Raw genomic sequence first — 20,352 nt, 5'->3', positions numbered from 1 at the left:
TCTTTTGCGTCCGGTGCCTTTTTCTGGCGCGTGCCCGGTGCTTGCCGCTAGACGCGCGACCATGACCGACACGCCAAACACCCCCGAGACCGAAGCCGCCACCACCCCGGCCGCAACCGGCGACACGCCCCCCGATCGCCTGTCGATCAACCAGCGCAGCCCGTTCTTCCAGCAGGACCTGCTCGAACGCGGCATCGGCATCCGCTTCAAGGACAAGGTGCGCCACGACGTCGAGGAATATTGCATCTCGGAAGGCTGGATCCGAGTCGCGCTCGGCAAGAAGGTCGACCGCAATGGCAATCCGCTGACGCTGAAGCTGGTCGGGCCGGTCGAGGCGTGGTTCGAGCGGCCGGCAGCGGGAGCGGACACCGACGAGGGCTGACCCGATCTTCCCCCTCCCTGAAAGGGAGGGGGGCTGGGGGTGGGTAGGCCAGCTTGAGTCGCAACCGCCTGAACACGCGGAACCCGACCCACCCCCAACCCCCTCCCTTCCAGGGAGGGGCGTAAGGAGAAGCTTAGGCTTCGACTCCCTCCAAAGCCTCGCTAGCCTCCAGCCACTTCGCCTCGCTAGCCTCGAGCTTCGCATGCACTTCGGCGCGACGCTTGCTCAGATCCCCCATCGACATCCGCGAGAACCGCGGCTCCGCAGTCGCCGGATCGACCATCGCGCGATCCAGAGCATTACGCTCCTTGGTGAACTTCGCAGTCTGCTCCTCGATATCGCGCAGCGCTTTCCGCAGAGCCGCGTCGTTGCTCTTCGCCTCGGCCGCGGCCTTCTTCCCCCGCCTTCTTGTCCGCCTTCGACGCCGCATCGCCCTTGCCGCCATCGCCCTTCAGGACGAACGCGATGTAATCGTCGAGGCTGCCGTCGAATTCCTTCGCCGTCCCGTCGTCGACCAGCACCAGTCGGTCCGCGGTAAGCTCCAGCATGTGCCGATCATGGCTGACCAGCACCACGGCGCCGGTATACGCGTTGAGCGCCTGCACGAGCGCCTCACGCGCATCGACGTCCAGATGGTTGGTAGGCTCATCGAGGATCAGCAGATGCGGCGCATCGCGCGTGATCAGCGCCAGCGCCAGACGCGCCCGCTCGCCACCCGACAGCTTGCCGACCCGGGTCGTCGCCTTGTCGCCCGAGAACCCGAACCGCCCCAATTGCGCGCGCACGGCCGCCGGGGTCGCGCCCTTCATCAGATGCGACATATGCTCGATCGGCGAATCGGTCGGATCGAGTTCCTCGACCTGATACTGCGTGAAATACCCGACCTTCATCTTGCCCGACGACGACATCTCGCCGTCCATCGGCGTCAGCTGCGCCGCCAACAGCCGCGCGAGCGTGGTCTTGCCGTTGCCGTTGCGCCCGAGCAGCGCGACCCGGTCGTCGGGATCGAGCCGCATATTGAGCCGCTTCAGGATCGGCACGTCGGCATAACCCACGGTCGCCATGTCGAGCGTGATCAACGGCGGGCGCAGCTCGGTCGGGTTGGGGAAGCCGAACGACAGCGTCGGATCATTGTAGCTCTCGGCGATCGGCTGCATTTTCGACAGCATCTTCTGCCGCGACTGCGCCTGCTTCGCGGTCGAGGCCCGCGCGGAATTCTTAGCGATATATTCCTGCAGCTTCTCGCGCTGCACCGCCTGGTTGGCGCGTGCCGCCTCGATCTGCGCAAGCCGCTCGGCACGCTGGCGCTCGAACGCGTCGTAGCCGCCCGGATACAGCGTGATCTTGCCGCCCTGCAGATGCAGGATGTGATCGACCACGTTGTTGAGGAAATCGCGCTCGTGGCTGACCACCACGATCGTCGCCTTGTAGCCCTTGAGGGAAGTCCTCGAGCCACATCACCGCCTCGAGATCGAGATGGTTCGAAGGCTCGTCGAGCAACAGCAGGTCCGGCTGCGAGAACAGCAAAGCGGCAAGCGCCACACGCATCTTCCAGCCGCCCGAGAAGCTGTCGAGCGTGCGCGCCTGCATGTCCTCGTCGAACCCGAGCCCGAGCAGGATTTGCGCCGCGCGGGCGGGCGCGGTGTAGGCGTCGATCGCGATCAGCCGCTCGTACACGTCGCCGAGCCGGTCGGGATCCTCGCTCGTCTCGCTCTCGATCATCAGCGCGGCCCGCTCCAGATCGGCTTCGAGCACGGTCTCGAACGGAGTCTTCACGCCGTGTGGCGCTTCCTGCGCGAGGTAGCCGATCCGCGCGCCCTTGGGCATGTCGGCCGAGCCGTCGTCGGGCTCCAGCTGCCCTGCGATCACGCGCACCATCGTCGACTTGCCCGCACCGTTGCGCCCGATCAGCCCGACGCGCGAGCCCGGCGGCAACGCGGCGGTGGCGCCATCGAGGATAACGCGTCCGCCCAGGCGCACCGTGATATTGTTCAGGTTCAGCATGCGCGAGCCGTTAGCAGATGCAGCATGGTTTTGCGAGGGTTGGGGAAGGGGGAGTTTGCCGCCCGGTCCCTAGTCGGTGCGCTCTCGATCCTCCCCCGGCAGGGGGAGGTGGCGCCGAAGGCGACGGAGGGGGGGAGGACCACGCAACAGACGTTTCGCATGCCTCCCCCTTCGTCTGGCAAGCGCCAGCCACCTCCCCCTTGCGGGGGAGGATCAGATTGCCGATCCGTTCTCTATATAAGCCACCACCCCGGCGAAGGCCGGGGCCCAGTTGGAAAGGTGGTCGTAACGAAACGCGGTTCGCAGTTGGCGACGTCCCCCAACTGGGCCCCGGCCTTCGCCGGGGTGGTGCAGGTATTGGAATACGGAGTCTCTAAAACTCCCTCCCCTTCAGGGGAGGGCTGGGTGTGGGGCTTATCCACGAACATGTCGCTCGGGGCAGTGCCCCCCCCCGACCCTCCCCTGAAGGGGAGGGAGCTATCAGGTTTCGTCCGAGACTACCGCACCGTCCCCGGTACCACCGCCGATCACAGCAGCCGCCCGCCCACCAACGTGAACCCGCACCCCCGAAACCAACCGCGTCTGCACAACCGCCGCGCCCGCCATCGCCGAGTCAGAGCGCAACACCCCCCGGTGCACCGTCACCCCATGCAGCGCATCGGCCGGCTCCGCACCCGAGTCCGCAACGTCGTCCCGATTACCATAATGCACCGAAACCCCAGAAACCTGCGCCGCAACCGCCGTCACAACACTACCGGAAAAGCCAACACCCCGAACCCCAGGCTCGACCCCGGCATAAGCCTGCCGAAACGTGAGAGCCCGCTCCAACGCCCCCCTGCCAGCGATAGAACACATGCGCCCCGACCGTCGTGATCCGCGCAAGACTGGAGGCCCACCAAGGCAGGATGCTCGTCGTATGAAACGATGTCGCCGCCCCGACCGGCGCATATACACTCCCCCCCAAGCGCCGCGCTCGCCACCGCCCGCGCCCGATCCCAAGCCCCCGGCTCTCGCGCCCGGTTCATCGAACCGTCGCAGGTAAAGCTGAACTGGCACCCGGTCCGCCGCTCGGCCCCCTGGTACACGACCCCGCAAACGCTGTTCGGAAAGGCCCGATCGCGCACCCGGTTCAACACCACCTGCGCCACCGCCCGCTGCCCATCCTCCGACTGCGACCGCGCCTCGTAATACACCGCCGCAGTCAGGCAGTCGGCGGCACGGCTAGCATCATCAACGGAGTTCGAAGTCAGAAACGGCGGAGCCACGAACGGCGCCGCAGCGGCAAACGATGCATCCGGCGCTGCCGTCGCGATCTTCGCCGAAATGTCGTCGGGCACATGCAACGCCATCCGGCTCAGCAAAGCGCGCGAGTTTCGCTCCGGCTGGACCCGAGCAATCGCCGCCGGCCGATCCGCCGGCACGCACGACGTCGCCATCACCAGAGCGGGCAAGCTGATCAGCGCATGGGGATAAAGGCCGTAACCCGACGTCTTCATCCCCCCCGCTCTAGGCCGCGGGGTTTAGGGACTGGTTAATGGCCACGGGAAACGGAGGAAGCGCTCGCTAAGGGAGCGCACCGCCGTCATCCCGACGAAAGTCGGGACCTCGATCGGCAAGGACACCCTTGGAACGGCGAGGTCCCGGCTTTCGCCGGGATGACGGAAGGCCCTAACTTATCGCGAGCTTGAGATCGTGATGTTCGAACTCAGTGAACGAACCGCGCCACCACATCACGATACGACCGCGACACCTTCACGCTCGCACCCGAATTCAGCACCAGGAAGCATTCCCCATTCGTATGCGGCTTAACCTGCTTGACCAGATCCAGGTTCACGATCGTCGACCGATGCACCCGCTGGAACCGCCGCGGATCGAGCCGCTTCTCCAGATCCTTCATAGTCTCGCGCAAAATCAGCGTATTATCGCCGGTATAGATGCACATGTAATCGCCGGCCGCATCGATCCGCTCGATCGTATCGACATCGACGCGGAAAATCTGCCCGCGATCCTTGATGTTGATGAGCTTCTCGAACCGGTTCGCCGAAACAGCGTCCCCATCCGGCATGTCCGCCGCCGCATCCGGCGCAACATCGGCCAGCACTTCGCGCAACCGATCGACTTCCTCGACCCCGCGCTTCTCCGACAGACGCTGCCGAACCCGCTCGATCGTATCGGCCAGCCGCGATTCCTCGACCGGCTTCATCAGGTAATCGACCGCCTGCGCCTCGAACGCGCGCAACGCGTGGTCCGAATAGGCGGTGACGAACACGAACAAAGGCGGCTCGACCTCCATCAGCCCCTGCACGACGGAGAACCCGTCGAACCCTGGCATCTGGATATCGAGGAAGACCAGGTCGGGCTTGTGCGTCTTGATCGCGCGGATCGCCTCGCGGCCGTTCGAGCATTTTTCGATGATCTCGACGTCTTCATGGGCCTGGAGTCGGAGTTCCAGCCCCTGGATCGCCAGCGGCTCGTCGTCGACGAGAATGGTACGGATGGTCATGCGGCCTCTCTGTTCACGTCTTCAAGCTGATACGGAATCTCGATCTCGACCGAGAAGCCGCCAGCGGGCGTGGAGCGGGTTTCGAAACGGTGGTCGGGCCCATATGCCTGAGCCAACCTGTCTCTAATATTAGCGAGCCCCACGCCTGTGGATTGGCTTGAACCGATCCGGCCCTCGATCAAGCCCGGACCGGTATCGGATACGGCGATCTGCACGCGTTCCCCGGCGAGCCGCACTTCGACGCAGATTTCGGCGCCTTCCTCCTGCGGCGTGACGGCGTATTTGATCGCGTTTTCGACCAGCGGTTGCAGCAGCAGCGACGGCAGCCGCGCCCGTTCGGCACGCGGATCGATGTCGAACTTCGGCCGCATCCGATCCTCGAAGCGCATCTTTTCGATCTCTAGATACAGCTTCAGCTGGTCCACCTCCTGCGCGACGGTGACGTGCGCGGTCGGCTCGTTCGCCAGCGTATAGCGCAGGAATGACGACAACCGGCTCAGCATCGCATTCGCCCGCTCGGTCTGCTTGAGCAGCACCAAGGTCGAGATCGAGTTCAGCGTGTTGAACAGGAAATGCGGGTTGAGCTGATAGCGCAGCATCGCCAGCTGCGCCGACGACGCCTGGTTCTCGAGATGCTCCATCTGGTCGATCTGCTGCTCGACGATCAGGTAGAAGTTGATCCCGAAATACAGCGCCGACCACCCGAACAGCACCGTGAACGTGACATAAACCGACCCCAACAGCCGCGTAAGCGTCACCCCAGGCGTCGCGGTCGCGATGAACGAGAAGGTGAACGCGTCGAGTACCGCATACAGGAACGTCGCCGCCGCCAGCGTCGCGATCGTCAGGAATATCCCGACAAGCCGGTTCATCCGCCGATACTGGCCGTACATCGTCGAGAGCAGCAGCGTGATGCAGTATCCGACGATCGCCTCGACGATCACCGGGATCACCCCGTCGAGCGACAGCCCGTTCGAGATCGACACCACGCCGCGCAGCAGCAGATAGCCGCTCCACCCGACCGCCTGCAGGATCCAGAACGCCCGCGCCTTGTTCTCGAAGAACGGCCGCGCGGTGAAGGGCAGGCGCCGCGTGGAGTTCAAGGCGGACGAGCCGGGGGGCGGGACGGAAGAATTAGCCATTGGCCCACCGTCTTACACGCCGTGCAAGGCACACGCAAAAGCCGAACGGTTTGGTCCGGCGCAAGGCCGCAAAACGAAAAGGCCGCCGCATCCCGAAGGAAGCGGCGGCCAATTCGACCGATCAGGTCGGACGCGCTTTAGAAGGTGAAGCGTGCACCGATACGGATCGAGTAGAGCGACTGGTTCACGTACACCTGGTCAGGCTGCGGCGTGAAGTTCGCGCTGCCGCCGACTGGCGAGTAGCGATACTGGGCGCAAGCCTGTCCGGCATTGGTCGCCACGGCGCCATAGGTGCCACCGGCAGGATTGGCCGCACCTGGCGCGATGCCGGTCGGCACCGCGGTCTGCAGGCACTGCACGCGGACAACCGGCGTGTTGTACGGGAACACGTACTCGCGCTGCTGGCCCCAGTTCTTGTTGAGGAAGTTCGTGAAGTTCTCGATGTCCGCGAACAGCGTGACGCGCGAGCCGCCGACGAAGGTCGGAATTTCCTGCGCGACATGAAGGTCGAGACGCGTGAACCACTTCGAGTTGAAGCCGTTGCGCGGCGCAGTCTTGCCACGATACTTGCCGAGACCCGACGAGTCGATGAACGCGTTGACCGCATCGCGGACTGCGGCGCTGCTGTACGAAACCTTCGCATCGTCCAGTGTCGGCACGTACATCAGGTAACGGTTGCCGCCTGTGGTCGAGTTCGAGCTGACCCCGGTCGTTCCGAACACCGACGCGCGGCCGCTGCCGTTGTTGCCGAAATCCTGGAACGTGTAGCTGAACGGATGACCGATCCGCGATTCGCCGAACAGCGCGAACGTGGTCTTGTAGTCCCCGAAGAAGGCGTGGTCGTAGTTCACGCCGTACTTGAAGAAGTACTTAACCTGGTCGTTCGAGATGCCATAGGCGACGTTGTTGGGATCGACGAACGCACCGTTCGAATAGTTCGACCCTGCGGTCGACGACGTCGCCGGCGCTGCGTCCTTGACGTCCTGGTACGTGAAGCTGCCATTGATGCTCAGCCCCGAATCCCATGCCTTGTCGAGACGCGCGACCGCGATGTAGGCGCGGCCCTTGTTGGTGTTGGTCAGCAGGATGTCGGTGTTGGTGTTGGTGCTCGTCGCACCGCCATCGATCAGGTTCTGGTAACGCTGGCGGCCGTCCGGGGTGAGCGAACCGGCGATCGGCACCGAACGGATGTCGGTGAAATACACCTGGTTGCGAACCTTCGAGTACAGCAGATCGGCACCGAACACCCAGTTGTCGCCGAGCGGGCCGAGGTTTGCGCTATACTCGCCCGTCAGCGTGGCGCGCCACTGCGACGGGATCTTGAAGTTCGGGTCGAGTGCATTGACCGTCGAGTTGGCCGGAACCGAACCACCCGTCAGGAACGTGTTAGCCGCGGCTGGAACCGACGTACCGGTAACGCCGGTCAGAAGGGCCGAGGCGGTGGCTGCCTGCGTGGCAGCCGGGGTGCCGGCCGGGAAGCCGTTGAACCCGGTCGCCGTGCGACTGACGTTGAACGAGTTGGTCAGCACGCCGGTGTTCGAGAAGCTGTTCGACACATAGACGTCGGGGGTGCCGCCGCCGAAGACGCCGCCGCCGCCGCGGATGCTGATACGCTGCGATGGCTTCCAGTCGAAGCCGGCGCGCGGCTGGAACAGGTCGAACCCGGAGATGTTCGCGCTGTTGTTGTTGATGTTGATGCGCTGGCCGTTGACGATCGCACCGTTCGCATAACGGCTGGCGAAGGCAGCGCTGAGCGGCGGATTGTCGTCCATCGCATACAGGTCGTAGCGTGCGCCGAAGCTGACGTTCAGCGTCGGCGTAACCTTCCACGAGTCCATCACGCCGAACGTGTAGCTCTGGTAGCCGAACTGTGCTGCGGCGGCATTGGGATCGAGTGCGGCCAGGCCGTTATTGCCCACGATCGCGTTGCCGTACGCAAACGACCCCGCATTGCGGTTCTGCAGGTCTGCGATCGAGTCGAAATAATAGCTGCCCGCGCTGTTCTGCAGGAACGAGTTGAAGATCGATACGCTCGATACTTCCGTGAAAACGCGAACGTCATGGTCGTTCATGGTCAGGCGCGCCTGGACCAGGCCACCCCATGTCTCGGTGCGCAGTTCGTTGGTCTGGCGCGAGCTGTCAGGACCGAACGACACGGTGCCGGCGTTGTTCTCGCAGGCGGTAGGCGAGACGGTCAGGCCCGCTGTCGCGGCCGTGCTCGTCGGGTTGGTGCAAACACGGAACTGCGCGAAGCCGCGGCCGAGCAACGGATCCTGGATACGCGTGTAGTTCTTGTAGAAGCCACGAACTTCGGTCGAGAAGCTGTCCGACCACTCAGAGTTCAGCTGCGCGACACCGGTGTGCAGGCGGTTGCCCTGGATATAGGCGTTCGACGCCAGGCCCAGACCGGTCGGTGCGGTCGGGAAGGTGTTCTGGAGCAGGTTGATGGCGTCGTTCGCGTAAGTGGAGGTCAACGACAGACGCTGCTTGTCGGTGATGTTCGCGTCGATCTTGGCGACGACGCGGTCGTCCTTGTCGCCGAGGTTACGCAGCACGCCGCCGGTGTCGTAATTATAGACCGACTTCGCGATCGCGCTGATCTGGTCGACCTGCGCCTGGCTGATGCCCAGGATGCTGGTGCCGGCGTTGTTGTCGGTCGGACCTTCGGCGATCGGACGGCCACCGCGAAGGCGCTCGCCGGCGACCATGAAGAACAGCTTGTCCTTGATGATCGGGCCGGACAGTTCGGCGCCGTAGTTCTCGGTCTTGAAGTTGGGGACGCTGACGCGCAGGTCCTTGGTGCGCTTGCCGACGAACTCGTCGCGCGACTGCGAGTAGAAGCCGGTGCCGTGGAAGTCGTTGGTGCCCGACTTCAGCACGATGTTGATCGCGCCGCCCTGGAAGTTGCCCTGGCGCACGTCATATGGTGCGACCTGTGCCTGGAACTGGCCGATCGCATCGAGCGGGATCGGCGAACGGCGGCTGGGCAGGCCATCGCTGTTCAGGCCGAAATTGTCGCTGACCGACACGCCGTCGACGGTGAAGCGGTTATAGCGCGCGTTCTGGCCGGCGAACGAGACCGAACGGCCGCCCGAGGGGCTGTCGTCGAGGCGGGCGAACGGATCGCGACGCTCGAGATCGCGGATGTCGCGGTTGACCGAAGCGATGTTGGCGATCTGGCGCGCGTTGAGGACGGTCGTCGGCCCCTGCGAGATAGACCGCGCGTTGGGCAGGCTGGCGGCGGTCACGACGATCTCGTCGGCGCCACCAGCAGCGTCGGTGGCCAGATCGATCGGAAGATCGAACGCCTGCGCGACGGTGATGTTGACGTCGGTGACCTGCTTGCTGCCATAGCCGGCTGCTGCGACGGCAACGGTGTAGGGGCCGCCGGGACGGAGGCCGTTGACGTTGAACGTGCCCGATGTGTCGGTGGTCGCGGTCGAGCGCGAACCGGTCGAGGGGCTGGTGATCTCGACAGTCGCGCCGTTAACCGGCGCGCCATTCGCGGTCACGGTGCCGCGGATCGAGGAGGTGGTTTCCTGCGCGGACGCAGTCATCGGGGCGATCAGCGCAATCGCTGCCGCACCCAGGAATAGGTTGTTACGCATTGAAGTTCCCCTTTGAGCTTCTGCTCGAGATCCGCGACTTTTCGTTCGGCCTGCCGCGCCCCTGCACGCCGGATATTTCGGTTCTGTGACATTGGCGAGTCGCGAAGTGTCACAGACGCACTCGGTCATGGTGCGTTGCAAAAAAAGCCACGCAATCGAACCCTTTCGGGGCAGCCGGAACCATTGTGGAGAGTATGACGTGCGCCTCAACTTGCTCCGACGATCGCGGCCCATTCGGCTTCGGTGATCACGCGGATGCCGAGGTCGGTGGCTTTCTTGAGCTTCGATCGGGCACCGGGGCCGGCGATGACGAGGGCGGTCTTGCTCGACACCGACGCGGCCACGCGGGCGCCGAGTGCTTCCGCCTGCGCCTTCGCCTCGTCGCGGCTCAGCGTTTCGAGGCTGCCGGTGAAGACCAGGATCTGGCCCGTCACGGGCGACTCGCGGGTTTCGTGGACGACATCCGCGGGCTTCACTTCGCGCAACAGGTCGAACACGACGCGGCGATTGTGCGGCTCGGCGCAGAAGCCGACGAGGGCGCTCGCGACCTCGGGGCCGATCCCCGCGGTCTCGATCGCGCCAACCAGCAGCTTGTCGCGACGGAGGACGAATTTCCGCTCGGGTTCGCCGATGACGGGTTTGATCTGGCTGCGGAGGAACACCGCGTGACGGAGCACCGTGCCGAGCGCGCGCGCGGATACATAGCGTCGCGCAAGGTCGCGCGCGGTAATCTCGCCGACGTGGCGGATGCCGAGCGAGAACAGGAACCGGTCGAGCGGGATCGTCCGCTTGGTCTCGATCGCCGCGATCACCTTGGCCGCCCACACGCGCCCGTCCTTCTTCCGCGCCGCCAACTGCTCCTCGGTCAGCCGGAAGATATCGGCCGGCGATTCGATCAGCCCGTCGCGGAAGAACGCCTCGATCAGCGTCTGGCCGAGGCCGCCGATGTCGAACGCGTGGCGCGAGGCGAAGTGGATCAGCCGCTCGACGCGCTGCGCCGGGCAGATCAGTCCGCCGGTACAACGATAGACGACCTCGCCCTCCTCGCGCTCGGCGGCGGACCCGCATTCGGGGCAGACATGCGGGAAGACATACGCCTCGCGCTCTGCGTCCGGGGTGAGGTTCTCGACGATCTGCGGGATCACGTCGCCGGCGCGCTGGACCAGCACGCGGTCGCCTGGCCGCACGCCGAGCCGCTCGATCTCGTCGGCATTGTGCAGCGTCGCGTTAGTCACGACGACGCCGCCGACGGTGACCGGCGAGAGGCGCGCGACCGGGGTCATCGCGCCGGTGCGGCCAACCTGGATGTCGATCTTTTCGAGCAGCGTTTGCGCGCGCTCGGCGGGGAATTTGTGCGCAATCGCCCAGCGTGGAGCCTTCGCGACCTGACCCAATCGTGCCTGCCAGTCGAGCCGGTCCACCTTGTAGACGACGCCGTCGATGTCGAACGGCAGGTCGGCGCGCTCCGCCTCGATTTTGCGGTACACGGCGAGGGCGGCGTCGGTGCCCTCGACCCGCGCGAACCCGTCGGCGATCGGGAAGCCCCAGCCGCGCAATGTGTCGACGACCTCGGCCTGCGTCTCGCCCGGCACGACGCTCGCCTCGCCCCAGCCATGTGCGAGGAACCTCAGCGTCCGGCTTGCAGTGACGGCGGCGTCCTTCTGGCGCAGCGATCCTGCGGCGGCATTGCGTGGATTGGCGAACTGTCGCGCGTCCTTGCCGGTCTCCTCGGCTTCGGCGAGCAGGCGCGCGTTCAAGGCGGCGAAGTCGTCCTTCGCCATATAGACCTCGCCGCGAACCTCGAAGACTGCGGGCGCTTCGCCGTGCAATTGCTGGGGAATATCGCCGATCGTGCGGACGTTCGCCGTCACGTCCTCGCCGACCTGCCCGTCGCCACGCGTGAGGGCCTGCACCAGCCGCCCATCCTCATAGCGCAGCGAACACGACAGCCCGTCGATCTTCGGCTCCGCGGTCAGCGCGACCGGTTCGTCGTCCGCCAGCTTCAGGAACCGGCGCACGCGCGCGACGAACTCCTCGACCTCCTCGTCCGCGAACGCGTTGTCGAGGCTCATCATCGCCTTCGCATGTGCGACTTTCGCCAAATGCCCCGCAGGCGCCGCGCCCACCGTCCGGCTCGGCGAATCGCCCCGCACCGCCGCCGGAAACGCAGTCTCGATCGCCGCATTGCGCCGCACCAGCGCGTCATACTCGGCATCGCTGATCTCAGGCGCGTCGTCGGTATGATAGCGCGCGTTATGATACGCGATCTGCGCGGCGAGCGTCTCCAGCTCGGCGGCGGCTTCTGTCTCGGTCGCGGGAAGATCGGTCATCGCGCCGGGTTAGGGGAGGGGGCATATTTCGACAAGACCTCGATCAACATGGCGTGAACATTCGCCCGAGTTGCGCGCTGACATCCCAAGGCATTTTCAGGAAAACATGATCATGACAGACACCAGCCGTCGAGACCTCTTCAAGGGCGCCGCCGTCACCGGCCTCGCCGCCGCCGCCGCACCCGCCTTCGCGCAAGGTGCCGCGCCACTCGCCGATCCGAAGACCAAATATCCCTCGCAACCTTTCCCCGAACAGCGCCAGAAATGGCCCGCGCTCCAGCGCAACATGCACCCCGTTCCGGATTGCGGTGAGGCGAGCTACCGCGGCTCGGGCCGCCTAGCGGGACGCAAGGCACTCGTCACCGGCGGCGACTCGGGGATCGGTCGTGCCGCCGTCATCGCGTTCTCGCGCGAAGGCGCCGACGTCGCGATCAACTATTACCCGACCGAGGAACCCGACGCGCAGGATGTCGCCAAGCTGCTCCGCGCGGAAGGGCGCAAAGTCGTCCTGATCCCCGGCGACCTGACCGATGCGAAATTCTGCAACGACCTGATCGCGCGCGCCAATCGCGAACTCGGCGGGCTCGATATCCTCGTCAACAATGCAGCCTACCAGCAGTCGAAGGACTCGATCGCCGAGATCAGCTTCGAGCAGTTCGATCGCACCATGAAGACCAACGTCTACGCGATGTTCCACCTCTGCAAGGCGGCGATCCCGCTGATGAAGCCCGGCGCCTCGATCATCAACACCGCGTCGGTCAACTCGGTCAGCCCGGAAAAGGAGTTGCTCGATTATGCCTCGACCAAGGGCGCGATCCTGATCTTCACCAAGGCGCTGGCGAAACAACTCGCCAAGCAGGGCATCCGCGTCAACGCGGTAGGGCCGGGCCCGATCTGGACGCCGTTGCAGGTCGCAGGCGGGCAATTGCCGGGCAAGATGGGCGAGTTCGGCCAGGATACGCCCCTCGGTCGCGCCGGCCAGCCGGCCGAACTGGCGGGTCTCTACGTTGCGCTGGCGGACCCGAGCGACAGCTACACCACCGGTAGCTTCTTCGGCGCGAACGGCGGCACCGGCGCGTCCTGAATTCGCCCATCACCCCGGCGAAGGTCGGGGCCCAGTTGGCAAGGTCGTTGTAAGGGAGCACCGTGTTCCCCAACTAACTTTGCCAACTGGGTCCCGGCCTTCGCCGGGGTGGAATCGGGGGTGCGATGAAGACAGCAGTTACGATCGTCGCCATAGTCTTTGCTGCCCCCGCCGCCGCCCAGCAGACTCACGTCTCCCCTGAGCCGCCCCCGGCGATCGGCTATGACTGGAACGACGATTCGTCCGCGGACGACCGCGTTCAGCAATCGCTGTGGCCGCGCTCGGACGCCAGTGCCGCCGGGCTCGACGACATGATCCAAACCGAACAGGCACCGGTCCGTGCGGTGATCCACGAAGACGGCGCGTTCGGTAGTCGGGCGCTGCACGGACTGCGCAAAGTCGGCGGCGATTACATCGTCGTGCCAGTGCTGAAGATTCACTTGGGTCACCCGCGGCAGGCGATGCCCTGAGATTAGCCTTTCGCGGCACCGTTCTCCCGCGAACGCGGGAATCTAGGGTTACAGGCGCTGCGGGTGGTATCCTGGATCCCCGCCTCGCAGGGGAATGGTATTGGCTTCGCGAAGTCGAGCCTAGAACCGTAAACCTCAGGCGCGCTCGAGCAACCGCTCCGCCTGAGCCCGCGCCTCATCGGTAATCTGCGCGCCGGACAGCATCCGTGCGATCTCCTCCCGCCGCTCGTCCTCGGACAAAGCGCGCACGCCGGTCCGCGTGACCGTGCCGTCGCTGCTCTTGGCGATCAACAGATGCTTCGCCCCGCGCGCCGCAACCTGCGGGCTGTGCGTCACCACCAGCAGCTGCGTGCTCAGCGCCAGCCGCGCGAGTCGTTCGCCGATCGCGCTCGCCACCGCCCCGCCGACGCCGCGGTCGATCTCGTCGAACACCATCGTCGACGCGCCGCCCTCTTCCGCCAGCGCGACCTTCAGCGCGAGGATGAAGCGCGACAATTCGCCGCCCGACGCGATCTTCGTCAGCGCGGCGAACGGCGCACCGGGATTGGTCGAGATCTCGAACTCGACGCGGTCCTTGCCTGCCGCCGACCAGCCCTCTTCACCCAGCGGCGCAACGACGGTCTGGAACCGAGCCGCATCCAGCTTCAACGGCGCCAACTCACCCGCAACCGCCACGTCGAGGCGTTTCGCTGCCGCCAACCGCCGCTTCGTCAAAGCATCGGCCGCCGCATCGAATGCCTTCCAGAGCCGACGCCACGCGTGCCTCGATCTTCGCGATCCCACCCTCGCCCGCATCCAGCCGTTCCAGCCGCGCGCGCATCTCGTCCGCCAGCGCCGCCAAATCATCCGGCTGCACGCGGTGCTTGCGCGCCATCGCCCGAAGCTCGAACAACCGCGCCTCGTCATCCTCCAGCGCGCGGGGATCATACGCCATCTCCGCCCGAGCATCGCGCAGGCTCTCCTCCGCCACCGAAGCCTCGATCACCGCGCGATCGACCGCCGCCAGCGCATTGCCCAGCGCGACATGATCCTCCGCGATCCGCTCGAGCACGCGCGCGGCCTGGCGAAGCTTCGCCATCCCGCCGTCCTTGCCCTCGAGAAAATCGTCGATCGCCGCCAGGTCGTCCGCGATCTTCTCCGCGCGCTGCATCGACCGCCGCGTATCCGCCAGCGTCTCCTCCTCGCCCGCGACAGGCGCCAGCGCGGTCAGTTCGGCAACCGTATGCTCCAGCCACTCGCGATCCCGCGCCGCCGTTTCGATATCCGCGCGAGCCGCCGCCAACTCCGCTTCGGCCGCCCGAAACGCAGCGTACGCCTTCCCGGTAGCCCCAGGCTCGGTCCGCCCGAAAATATCCAGCAGCGCCCGATGCCCGCGCGCATTCAGCAATCCGCGCTCGTCATGCTGCCCGTGGATCTCGACCAGGTGCGGCGCCATCTCGCGCAGCAGCCCCGCCGACGCCGGCTGGTCGTTGACGAACCCGCGACTGCCGCCGTCCGCCTTGACGATCCGCTTCACGATCAACGGCTCGCCGTGCTCGATCTCCAGCCCGTTCTCGTCGAACAACATCGCGAGCGGCGATTCGGGGGGCAGGGGCATCGAACGTCGCGGTCACGACAGCCTGAGCAGCGCCATGCCGCACCAGCCCGCTGTCGCCACGCCCGCCCAGCGCCAGCCCTAGAGCGTCGAGCAGGATCGACTTGCCCGCGCCGGTCTCGCCGGTCAGCACGCCTAGCCCTTCGCCGAATCCCAGATCCAGCGCCTCGATGAGCACCACGTCGCGAATGGAAAGATCGGTCAGCATCCCGCGCGTCTTAGACGATCCGCACGCGAAGTTGATCCCCCATTGTTCTCACGCCCGGGTTCTCATGGCGTATTCTGCGATCAGTTGCCGGGGCCGGTCCGCGTCGCGCTGCCCGGACCGACGGGTGCGGGGCTGGAAACACTGCCCGCGCCCGTACCACCGGTGTTGCCATTCGCCTTCGGAAGCTCCAGCGCCCCGGTACCCGGCGTGCCTGCGGTTCCCGTCGGCACGACTGGCTCGCCCGGTGCCAGTGGTGCGATCGGCTTCACCGGATGGTCCTGCATCAGCTTGTAGGCGTGATCGTACCAGTCGGTGCCTGGATAGTTGCGGCCCAGCACCGCGGCGGCCTTCTCGGCCTCGATCGGCACGCCGAGCTGCAGATACGTCTCGGTCAGCCGCATCAGCGCCTCGGGCGTGTGCGTGGTCTGCTGGAACTTGTCGATCACGGTGCGGAAGCGGCCGTTCGCTGCGAGCCACTGGCCGCGCGTTTCGTAGAACCGCCCGATCTCCATCTCCTTGCCGGCGAGATGGTCGTTGACCAGATCGATCTTCAGCCGTGCATCCGATGCGTAACGCGTGTTCGGATAGCGACGCATCAGCTCGCCGAGCGAATCGAGCGCTTGGCGCGTGATCTTTTGGTCGCGCGTCACGTCGGTGATCTGCTCGTAATAGCCGAGCGCGATCAGGTAATAGGCGTAGGGTGCGTCGCGGTTACCCGGATGCACCGCGAGGAAACGCTGCGCCGAGCTGATCGACGCGGTGTAGTCCTTGGCGAGGTAATAGCTGAACGCCGACATGATCTGCGCGCGGCGCGCCCAGATCGAATAGGGATGCTGGCGCTCGACCTCGTCGAACAGCTGCGCCGCCTCCTTGTAGCGCCCCTGGTCGAGGCGCGCCTTGGCGGTCGAGTACAGCGTTCCCACGTCGCGCGCGACATAGGGCAAGTCGCCCTTGGCGGAACGACCCGCACAACCGGCCATGGGGAGCGCAAGCGCTGCGATGAGCGTGACAGCAAAGGCACGCGACATGCTCGGAAGGGACTGGGGGATACGCATCGGCGTTGTCCTTAGCGTATGCGGGGCTTCGCGAACAATCCCTTTCGCCACCCCCGTTCGGCGCCTGAATACCGGCTCCGCGGTTGCCGACCATGGGGGTTTCCGTGAGCCGGATCACACGGCAATAGTCGTGCGTTGCCGACCCGTCATTCCAGTCGAGGATATCCCATGCCCGCCACCCTGCTGCATACCCACCGCGTCGAGAAGCCCTGGGGTCGCGACACGCTCTGGCCCGGTTTCGAGGATGCCGCCCCCGGTACGCCGCCGATCGGCGAAGTCTGGTTCCAGGAGCCCGGCAACACCACCCCCCGACCTGCTGATCAAATATCTGTTCACCAGCGAGAAGCTCTCGGTCCAGGTCCATCCCAACGATGAACAGGCACATTCCCGCGGCCTGCCGCGCGGCAAGGATGAGTGCTGGACGGTCCTCGCTGCCGAGCCGACCTCGACGATCGCGGTCGGCACGAAGCAGCCGATCTCGAAGGACGAACTCCGGCAGTCGGCAATCGACGGCACGATCGAGGACAAGCTCGACTGGAAGCCGGTCAAGTCGGGCGACTTCATGTATTGCGCGTCGGACACGATCCACGCGATCGGTGGCGGCCTGACGGTGATCGAGGTCCAGCAGAACTCCGAGACCACTTACCGCCTCTACGATTACGGCAGCGACCGCGAGCTGCACCTCAAGGACGGCATCGAGGTCGCCGACCCCACGCCCTACGTCCCCGTCGCGCCGCCGATCGAAGTCGAGACCGGCCGCACGATCATGGTCGAAGGCCCCAAGTTCGTGCTCGAGCGCTGGAAGGGGCGGCGACCACGTCGTCAACCTGCCCGAAGGCACGACCGGCTGGGTGATCCCGATCACCGGATCGGGCGATGTCGCTGGCGTCGCGTTCAAGGCCGGTGAATGCGCAACGATGACGGGCAGCGAGACGGTCTCGACGAGTGCGGATGCGGACGTTCTGTTCGCGTATCCGCTGGCGAAGCGAATCTGAGGGCACCTTCACGTCCCACCTCCTTGTTCTCCCGCGAAGGCGGGAGCCCAGTCTGAGTCCCCGCCTTCGCGGAGAAACAATGTAATCGAGGGCAACCATTCCTCACATGAACTCCACCCCGGCGAAGGCCGGGGCCCAGGTGGAAAGGTGGCAATAATGGAGAACCACGCTCCGTTAGTTACGTCCCCCAACTGGGCCCCGGCCTCCGCCGGGGTGGAGTCTTGTGAGCAAGTTCGCGTTCCACGACATCGAGCCCCAAACTCACCCCGCATTAACCCACCCCCTGTAACCCCCAGTCCATGCTCCGCATCCTAACCCTCTCCACCCTGTTCCCGGATGCGACCCGCCCCAATTTCGGCGTCTTCGTCGAACGCCAGACGCTCGGCCTCGCCGCGCACCCCGACGTTTCATTGCAAGCGGTAGCACCGATAGGCCTCCCGCCAGGCCCGCTCCGCCGCCTCGGCCACTACGCGACCCTCGCCACGCTCGCGACGCACGAACGCTGGAAGGGCATCGACCTCCACCGCCCGCGCTTCACCGTCCGCCCGTTCCTCCAGGGGCCGCCACCACGCCGCAGCGTTGCAGCGCGCGCTCATCCCCGTCCTCGACACGATCCGCGAAAACTTCGCGTTCGACGTCATCGACGCCTCGTTCTTCTTCCCCGACGGCCCTGCCGCGGTCGCGCTCGGCAAGCGCTACGGCGTCCCCGTCTCGATCAAGGCGCGCGGGTCCGACATCCACATCTGGGGCAACGCACCCGCCACCGCCGCGCAGGTCCGCGCCGCAGGCCGCAACGCCACGGGCATGCTCGCGGTCAGCGCCGCAATGAAGGCCGACATGGTCGCGATGGGCTTGCCGGCCGACCGCATCCGCGTCCACCACACCGGCGTCGACCAGGACCGCTTCCATCCCGTCGATCGCGCCGCCGCCAAGGGAGCCCTCGGCGTCGCCGGCCCATTGGTCGTCTCGGTCGGCGCGCTGATCCCGCGCAAGGGCCACGACATCGTCATCGACGCGGTCGCCGCGCTCCCCGGCGTCACTTTGCTCATCGCAGGACAGGGCCCCGCGCGCGCGACACTGGAAGCGCAGATCGCACGACTCGGCATAGCCAACCGCGTCCGCCTGCTGGGCGCCGTGCCGCACGCCGAAATCCCGAAGCTGATCGCCGCTGCCGATGTCAGCGCGCTTGCCTCCGAGTCCGAAGGCCTCGCCAACGCCTGGGTCGAATCGCTTGCCTGCGGTACACCCATCGTCATCACCGACGCCGGCGGCGCGCATGACGTGGTGACATCGCCGGAAGCAGGCCGAGTCACGATCGGCGACCCGCTAGCGTTCGCCGCCGCGATCGGCGCGCTTCTAGCCGATCCTCCTGCGCCTGAAACCACCCGCGCCACGGTCACCAGCTTCACCTGGGAAGCCAACACCACCGCGCTCTACGAGCACCTCGCAACGCTGGCCGCGGAACACCGAATTTAGAATCCTCCCCCGCCAGGGGGAGGTGGCTGGCCCTTGCCAGACGGAGGGGGAGGAAAGGGAAACGTCGGTTGCGCGTGCTCCTCCTCCGTCACCTACGGCGACAACTCCCAATGGCGGGGGAGGATCGGCAGCCTCAGATCACCCCTCGAGCGGGTACAACGCCGCCACGATCCAGCGACCCTCACCACGCAGAACCGCCCAAGCCCGAGGCGGCAGCCCGGCTATCCATAGCCTCGATCCCGAACCCCCCGTGCCTCGACCGCCTTCTTGAACGCAAGCGGCGGCTGGCGAAGCGCGGAACCGGTACCCAACAACAGGAACTCCGGCGGCGGATCAACCGCCAGCAAGGCCGCCACGTCCGCCTCGCCGAGCGCTTCGAACGCCGGCGGCTCCCAGCCATCCGCACGCTCGGGACTTATCGACAAAGCGGTATAATACCCGTCGTCGACCTTGAACCCGGCCCGACCGATCGCCGAGATCATCGGCCCATCGGTCTTCTCGCGGTCCATCCTCATGATGTGATCAACGCTCGACCTTCGGACCAACCCGCTCGGCGCCGTCCTGCACGCCGCCCTTGCGCGGAGCAGGGTCGGCCCGCAGACCCAGCGTGATCAGCAGCGACGACGACACGTAGATCGACGAGTAGGTCCCGACGACGATACCCAGGATCATCGCCGCGGTGAACCCGCGCAGCACATGGCCGCCGAGCACCAGCATCGCGACCAGCGCGAGCAGGATCGTCACCGAGGTCATCACGGTACGCGGCAGCGTCTCGTTCACCGACAGGTCGATGATCTCGCGCATGTCCATCTTCCGGTACCGGCGCATATTCTCGCGGATACGGTCGTCGATCACGATCTTGTCGTTGATCGAATACGAGATGATCGTCAGCACCGCCGCGACGATGTTCAGGTCGAACTCGAACTGCGTCAGCGCGAAGAAGCCGAGCGTCATCAACAGATCGTGGACGATCGCGACGACGGTCGAGACGCCGAACTGCCACTCGAACCGCACCACCGCGAACAGCGCGATGCCCAGGATCGCGAGGCCGACCGCGAGCAGCCCCTTGCTGATCAGTTCGTCCGAGACCTTGCCCGAGATCGTGTCGTACTTCGAGAAGGTCGCCCCGGGGAACTTCACCGCGAGGTCGTCCGACACCTTCTTGACGAGGCGGTTGGTCGCGCCTTCATCGCCCGCGGGCACGGGCAGGCGGATCGACAGCGTCTTGGGATCGCTGAACGACTGGATCGACGCTTCGCCGACGCCGAGACGGTCGACTTCGGTACGGACCGCGTCGATCGACGGCGGGGTCGCGAACTTCTCCTCGATCAGGACGCCGCCGACGAAGTCGACGCCCATGTTGAGGCCCTTCGTCACGACCAGCCCGATCGCGAGCAGGGACAGTAGCAGGGTCAGCCCGAACGCCCATTTGCGGAGCGAGACGAACTTCAGGTTCGTGTTGTCGGGTACGAGTTTCAGCAGGCGCATGGTAATCTCCCGC

At 65.7% G+C, this 20,352-nt stretch carries 15 protein-coding genes and 3 pseudogenes; 6 read left to right on the top strand and 12 right to left on the bottom strand.

Annotated elements, in window-relative coordinates:
* Window positions 1-61 precede the first annotated feature (61 nt).
* A complete protein-coding gene (locus tag NHF48_RS12565; protein WP_253071302.1) occupies window positions 62-382 on the top strand; it encodes a DUF3297 family protein in 321 nt (106 codons plus the stop codon).
* A gap of 133 nt (window positions 383-515) precedes the next feature.
* Here NHF48_RS12565 and NHF48_RS25995 read toward each other — a convergent pair whose 3' ends face one another.
* The 8 genes and pseudogenes from NHF48_RS25995 to ligA all read right to left on the bottom strand — a co-directional run bounded on the left by NHF48_RS25995 (window position 516) and on the right by ligA (window position 11,969).
* Window positions 516-665, bottom strand: a complete 150-nt coding sequence (locus NHF48_RS25995; protein ID WP_446741153.1) for a hypothetical protein — start codon at window positions 663-665, stop codon at window positions 516-518.
* 118 nt (window positions 666-783) lie between these two features.
* Window positions 784-2,386: pseudogene (locus NHF48_RS12560) on the bottom strand (ABC-F family ATP-binding cassette domain-containing protein); the annotation flags it as partial.
* A 480-nt stretch (window positions 2,387-2,866) separates the two neighbouring features.
* Window positions 2,867-3,133: a hypothetical protein gene (locus NHF48_RS12555; RefSeq protein ID WP_253072528.1), complete on the bottom strand. Its 267-nt coding sequence runs from the start codon at window positions 3,131-3,133 to the stop codon at window positions 2,867-2,869.
* On the bottom strand, window positions 3,130-3,882 hold the full coding sequence (locus NHF48_RS25100; RefSeq protein WP_342454641.1) for a cell wall hydrolase: 753 nt from the start codon (window positions 3,880-3,882) through the stop codon (window positions 3,130-3,132). The genes NHF48_RS12555 and NHF48_RS25100 overlap by 4 nt, the downstream gene beginning before the upstream one ends.
* A gap of 209 nt (window positions 3,883-4,091) precedes the next feature.
* Complete coding sequence (locus NHF48_RS12545; RefSeq protein ID WP_031393111.1) at window positions 4,092-4,889, bottom strand: LytR/AlgR family response regulator transcription factor; 798 nt, start codon at window positions 4,887-4,889, stop codon at window positions 4,092-4,094.
* Window positions 4,886-6,031, bottom strand: coding sequence for a sensor histidine kinase (locus NHF48_RS12540; protein ID WP_082441718.1), 1,146 nt, complete (start codon window positions 6,029-6,031; stop codon window positions 4,886-4,888). Before NHF48_RS12540 ends, NHF48_RS12545 begins: the two co-directional genes overlap by 4 nt.
* A 137-nt stretch (window positions 6,032-6,168) precedes the next feature.
* Entirely contained in the window at window positions 6,169-9,639 is a 3,471-nt protein-coding gene (locus NHF48_RS12535; RefSeq protein WP_253071301.1) for a TonB-dependent receptor, read from the bottom strand.
* A gap of 206 nt (window positions 9,640-9,845) precedes the next feature.
* Complete coding sequence (gene ligA, locus NHF48_RS12530) at window positions 9,846-11,969, bottom strand: NAD-dependent DNA ligase LigA (RefSeq protein WP_253071300.1); 2,124 nt, start codon at window positions 11,967-11,969, stop codon at window positions 9,846-9,848.
* 112 nt (window positions 11,970-12,081) lie between these two features.
* On the opposite strand from ligA, the gene NHF48_RS12525 reads away from it, so the two are divergent.
* On the top strand, window positions 12,082-13,053 hold the full coding sequence (locus NHF48_RS12525; protein WP_133020412.1) for an SDR family oxidoreductase: 972 nt from the start codon (window positions 12,082-12,084) through the stop codon (window positions 13,051-13,053).
* Between the two features lie 125 nt (window positions 13,054-13,178).
* On the top strand, window positions 13,179-13,523 hold the full coding sequence (locus NHF48_RS12520; protein WP_253071299.1) for a hypothetical protein: 345 nt from the start codon (window positions 13,179-13,181) through the stop codon (window positions 13,521-13,523).
* Window positions 13,524-13,658: 135 nt separating this feature from the next.
* Here the strand turns inward: NHF48_RS12520 and recN are convergent.
* Both recN and NHF48_RS12500 read right to left on the bottom strand, forming a co-directional pair.
* A pseudogene (gene recN / locus NHF48_RS25095) lies at window positions 13,659-15,325 on the bottom strand (DNA repair protein RecN).
* An 80-nt stretch (window positions 15,326-15,405) separates the two neighbouring features.
* Window positions 15,406-16,305: an outer membrane protein assembly factor BamD gene (locus NHF48_RS12500; protein ID WP_435368546.1), complete on the bottom strand. Its 900-nt coding sequence runs from the start codon at window positions 16,303-16,305 to the stop codon at window positions 15,406-15,408.
* 319 nt (window positions 16,306-16,624) lie between these two features.
* Here NHF48_RS12500 and NHF48_RS12495 point away from each other — a divergent pair, with 319 nt between their 5' ends.
* From NHF48_RS12495 to NHF48_RS25085, 3 genes and pseudogenes are all read left to right on the top strand, one after another.
* Window positions 16,625-17,287, top strand: coding sequence for a class I mannose-6-phosphate isomerase (locus tag NHF48_RS12495; RefSeq protein ID WP_253071295.1), 663 nt, complete (start codon window positions 16,625-16,627; stop codon window positions 17,285-17,287).
* A gap of 619 nt (window positions 17,288-17,906) precedes the next feature.
* A pseudogene (locus NHF48_RS25090) lies at window positions 17,907-18,218 on the top strand (glycosyltransferase); the annotation flags it as partial.
* The gene (locus NHF48_RS25085; protein WP_342454748.1) at window positions 18,201-18,851 is read left to right on the top strand and encodes a glycosyltransferase; all 651 of its coding nucleotides are present in this window, start codon (window positions 18,201-18,203) and stop codon (window positions 18,849-18,851) included. The pseudogene NHF48_RS25090 and the gene NHF48_RS25085, both read left to right, overlap by 18 nt.
* A gap of 221 nt (window positions 18,852-19,072) precedes the next feature.
* Here the strand turns inward: NHF48_RS25085 and NHF48_RS12485 are convergent, their stop codons facing one another.
* The gene (locus NHF48_RS12485) at window positions 19,073-19,366 is read right to left on the bottom strand and encodes an Mth938-like domain-containing protein (RefSeq protein WP_342454640.1); all 294 of its coding nucleotides are present in this window, start codon (window positions 19,364-19,366) and stop codon (window positions 19,073-19,075) included.
* Between the two features lie 7 nt (window positions 19,367-19,373).
* Window positions 19,374-20,339 (bottom strand): protein translocase subunit SecF, encoded by a 966-nt coding sequence (secF, locus tag NHF48_RS12480; protein WP_132737393.1) that lies wholly within the window; start codon window positions 20,337-20,339, stop codon window positions 19,374-19,376.
* Window positions 20,340-20,352: the final 13 nt, after the last annotated feature.

The sequence above is a fragment of the Sphingomonas sp. H160509 genome (genome assembly GCF_024124765.2).
In the GTDB taxonomy this organism is placed as follows: domain Bacteria; phylum Pseudomonadota; class Alphaproteobacteria; order Sphingomonadales; family Sphingomonadaceae; genus Sphingomonas.
Note: the sequence above shows the minus strand (reverse complement) of the source record. Positions and strands in the feature narration are given on the sequence as shown.

What these genes read in the sequence shown, in the direction of transcription:
- NHF48_RS25100 (WP_342454641.1), bottom strand. Translation starts at nt 3,882, where the DNA reads ATGAAGACGTCGGGTTACGGCCTTTATCCCCATGCGCTGATCAGCTTG.
- NHF48_RS12520 (WP_253071299.1), top strand. Translation starts at nt 13,179, where the DNA reads ATGAAGACAGCAGTTACGATCGTCGCCATAGTCTTTGCTGCCCCCGCC.
- NHF48_RS12525 (WP_133020412.1), top strand. Translation starts at nt 12,082, where the DNA reads ATGACAGACACCAGCCGTCGAGACCTCTTCAAGGGCGCCGCCGTCACC.
- NHF48_RS25995 (WP_446741153.1), bottom strand. Translation starts at nt 665, where the DNA reads ATGGTCGATCCGGCGACTGCGGAGCCGCGGTTCTCGCGGATGTCGATG.
- NHF48_RS12545 (WP_031393111.1), bottom strand. Translation starts at nt 4,889, where the DNA reads ATGACCATCCGTACCATTCTCGTCGACGACGAGCCGCTGGCGATCCAG.
- NHF48_RS12565 (WP_253071302.1), top strand. Translation starts at nt 62, where the DNA reads ATGACCGACACGCCAAACACCCCCGAGACCGAAGCCGCCACCACCCCG.
- NHF48_RS12500 (WP_435368546.1), bottom strand. Translation starts at nt 16,305, where the DNA reads ATGGCCGGTTGTGCGGGTCGTTCCGCCAAGGGCGACTTGCCCTATGTC.
- NHF48_RS12535 (WP_253071301.1), bottom strand. Translation starts at nt 9,639, where the DNA reads ATGCGTAACAACCTATTCCTGGGTGCGGCAGCGATTGCGCTGATCGCC.
- NHF48_RS12495 (WP_253071295.1), top strand. Translation starts at nt 16,625, where the DNA reads ATGCCGCCCCCGGTACGCCGCCGATCGGCGAAGTCTGGTTCCAGGAGC.
- secF (WP_132737393.1), bottom strand. Translation starts at nt 20,339, where the DNA reads ATGCGCCTGCTGAAACTCGTACCCGACAACACGAACCTGAAGTTCGTC.
- ligA (WP_253071300.1), bottom strand. Translation starts at nt 11,969, where the DNA reads ATGACCGATCTTCCCGCGACCGAGACAGAAGCCGCCGCCGAGCTGGAG.
- NHF48_RS25085 (WP_342454748.1), top strand. Translation starts at nt 18,201, where the DNA reads ATGAAGGCCGACATGGTCGCGATGGGCTTGCCGGCCGACCGCATCCGC.
- NHF48_RS12540 (WP_082441718.1), bottom strand. Translation starts at nt 6,031, where the DNA reads ATGGCTAATTCTTCCGTCCCGCCCCCCGGCTCGTCCGCCTTGAACTCC.
- NHF48_RS12485 (WP_342454640.1), bottom strand. Translation starts at nt 19,366, where the DNA reads ATGAGGATGGACCGCGAGAAGACCGATGGGCCGATGATCTCGGCGATC.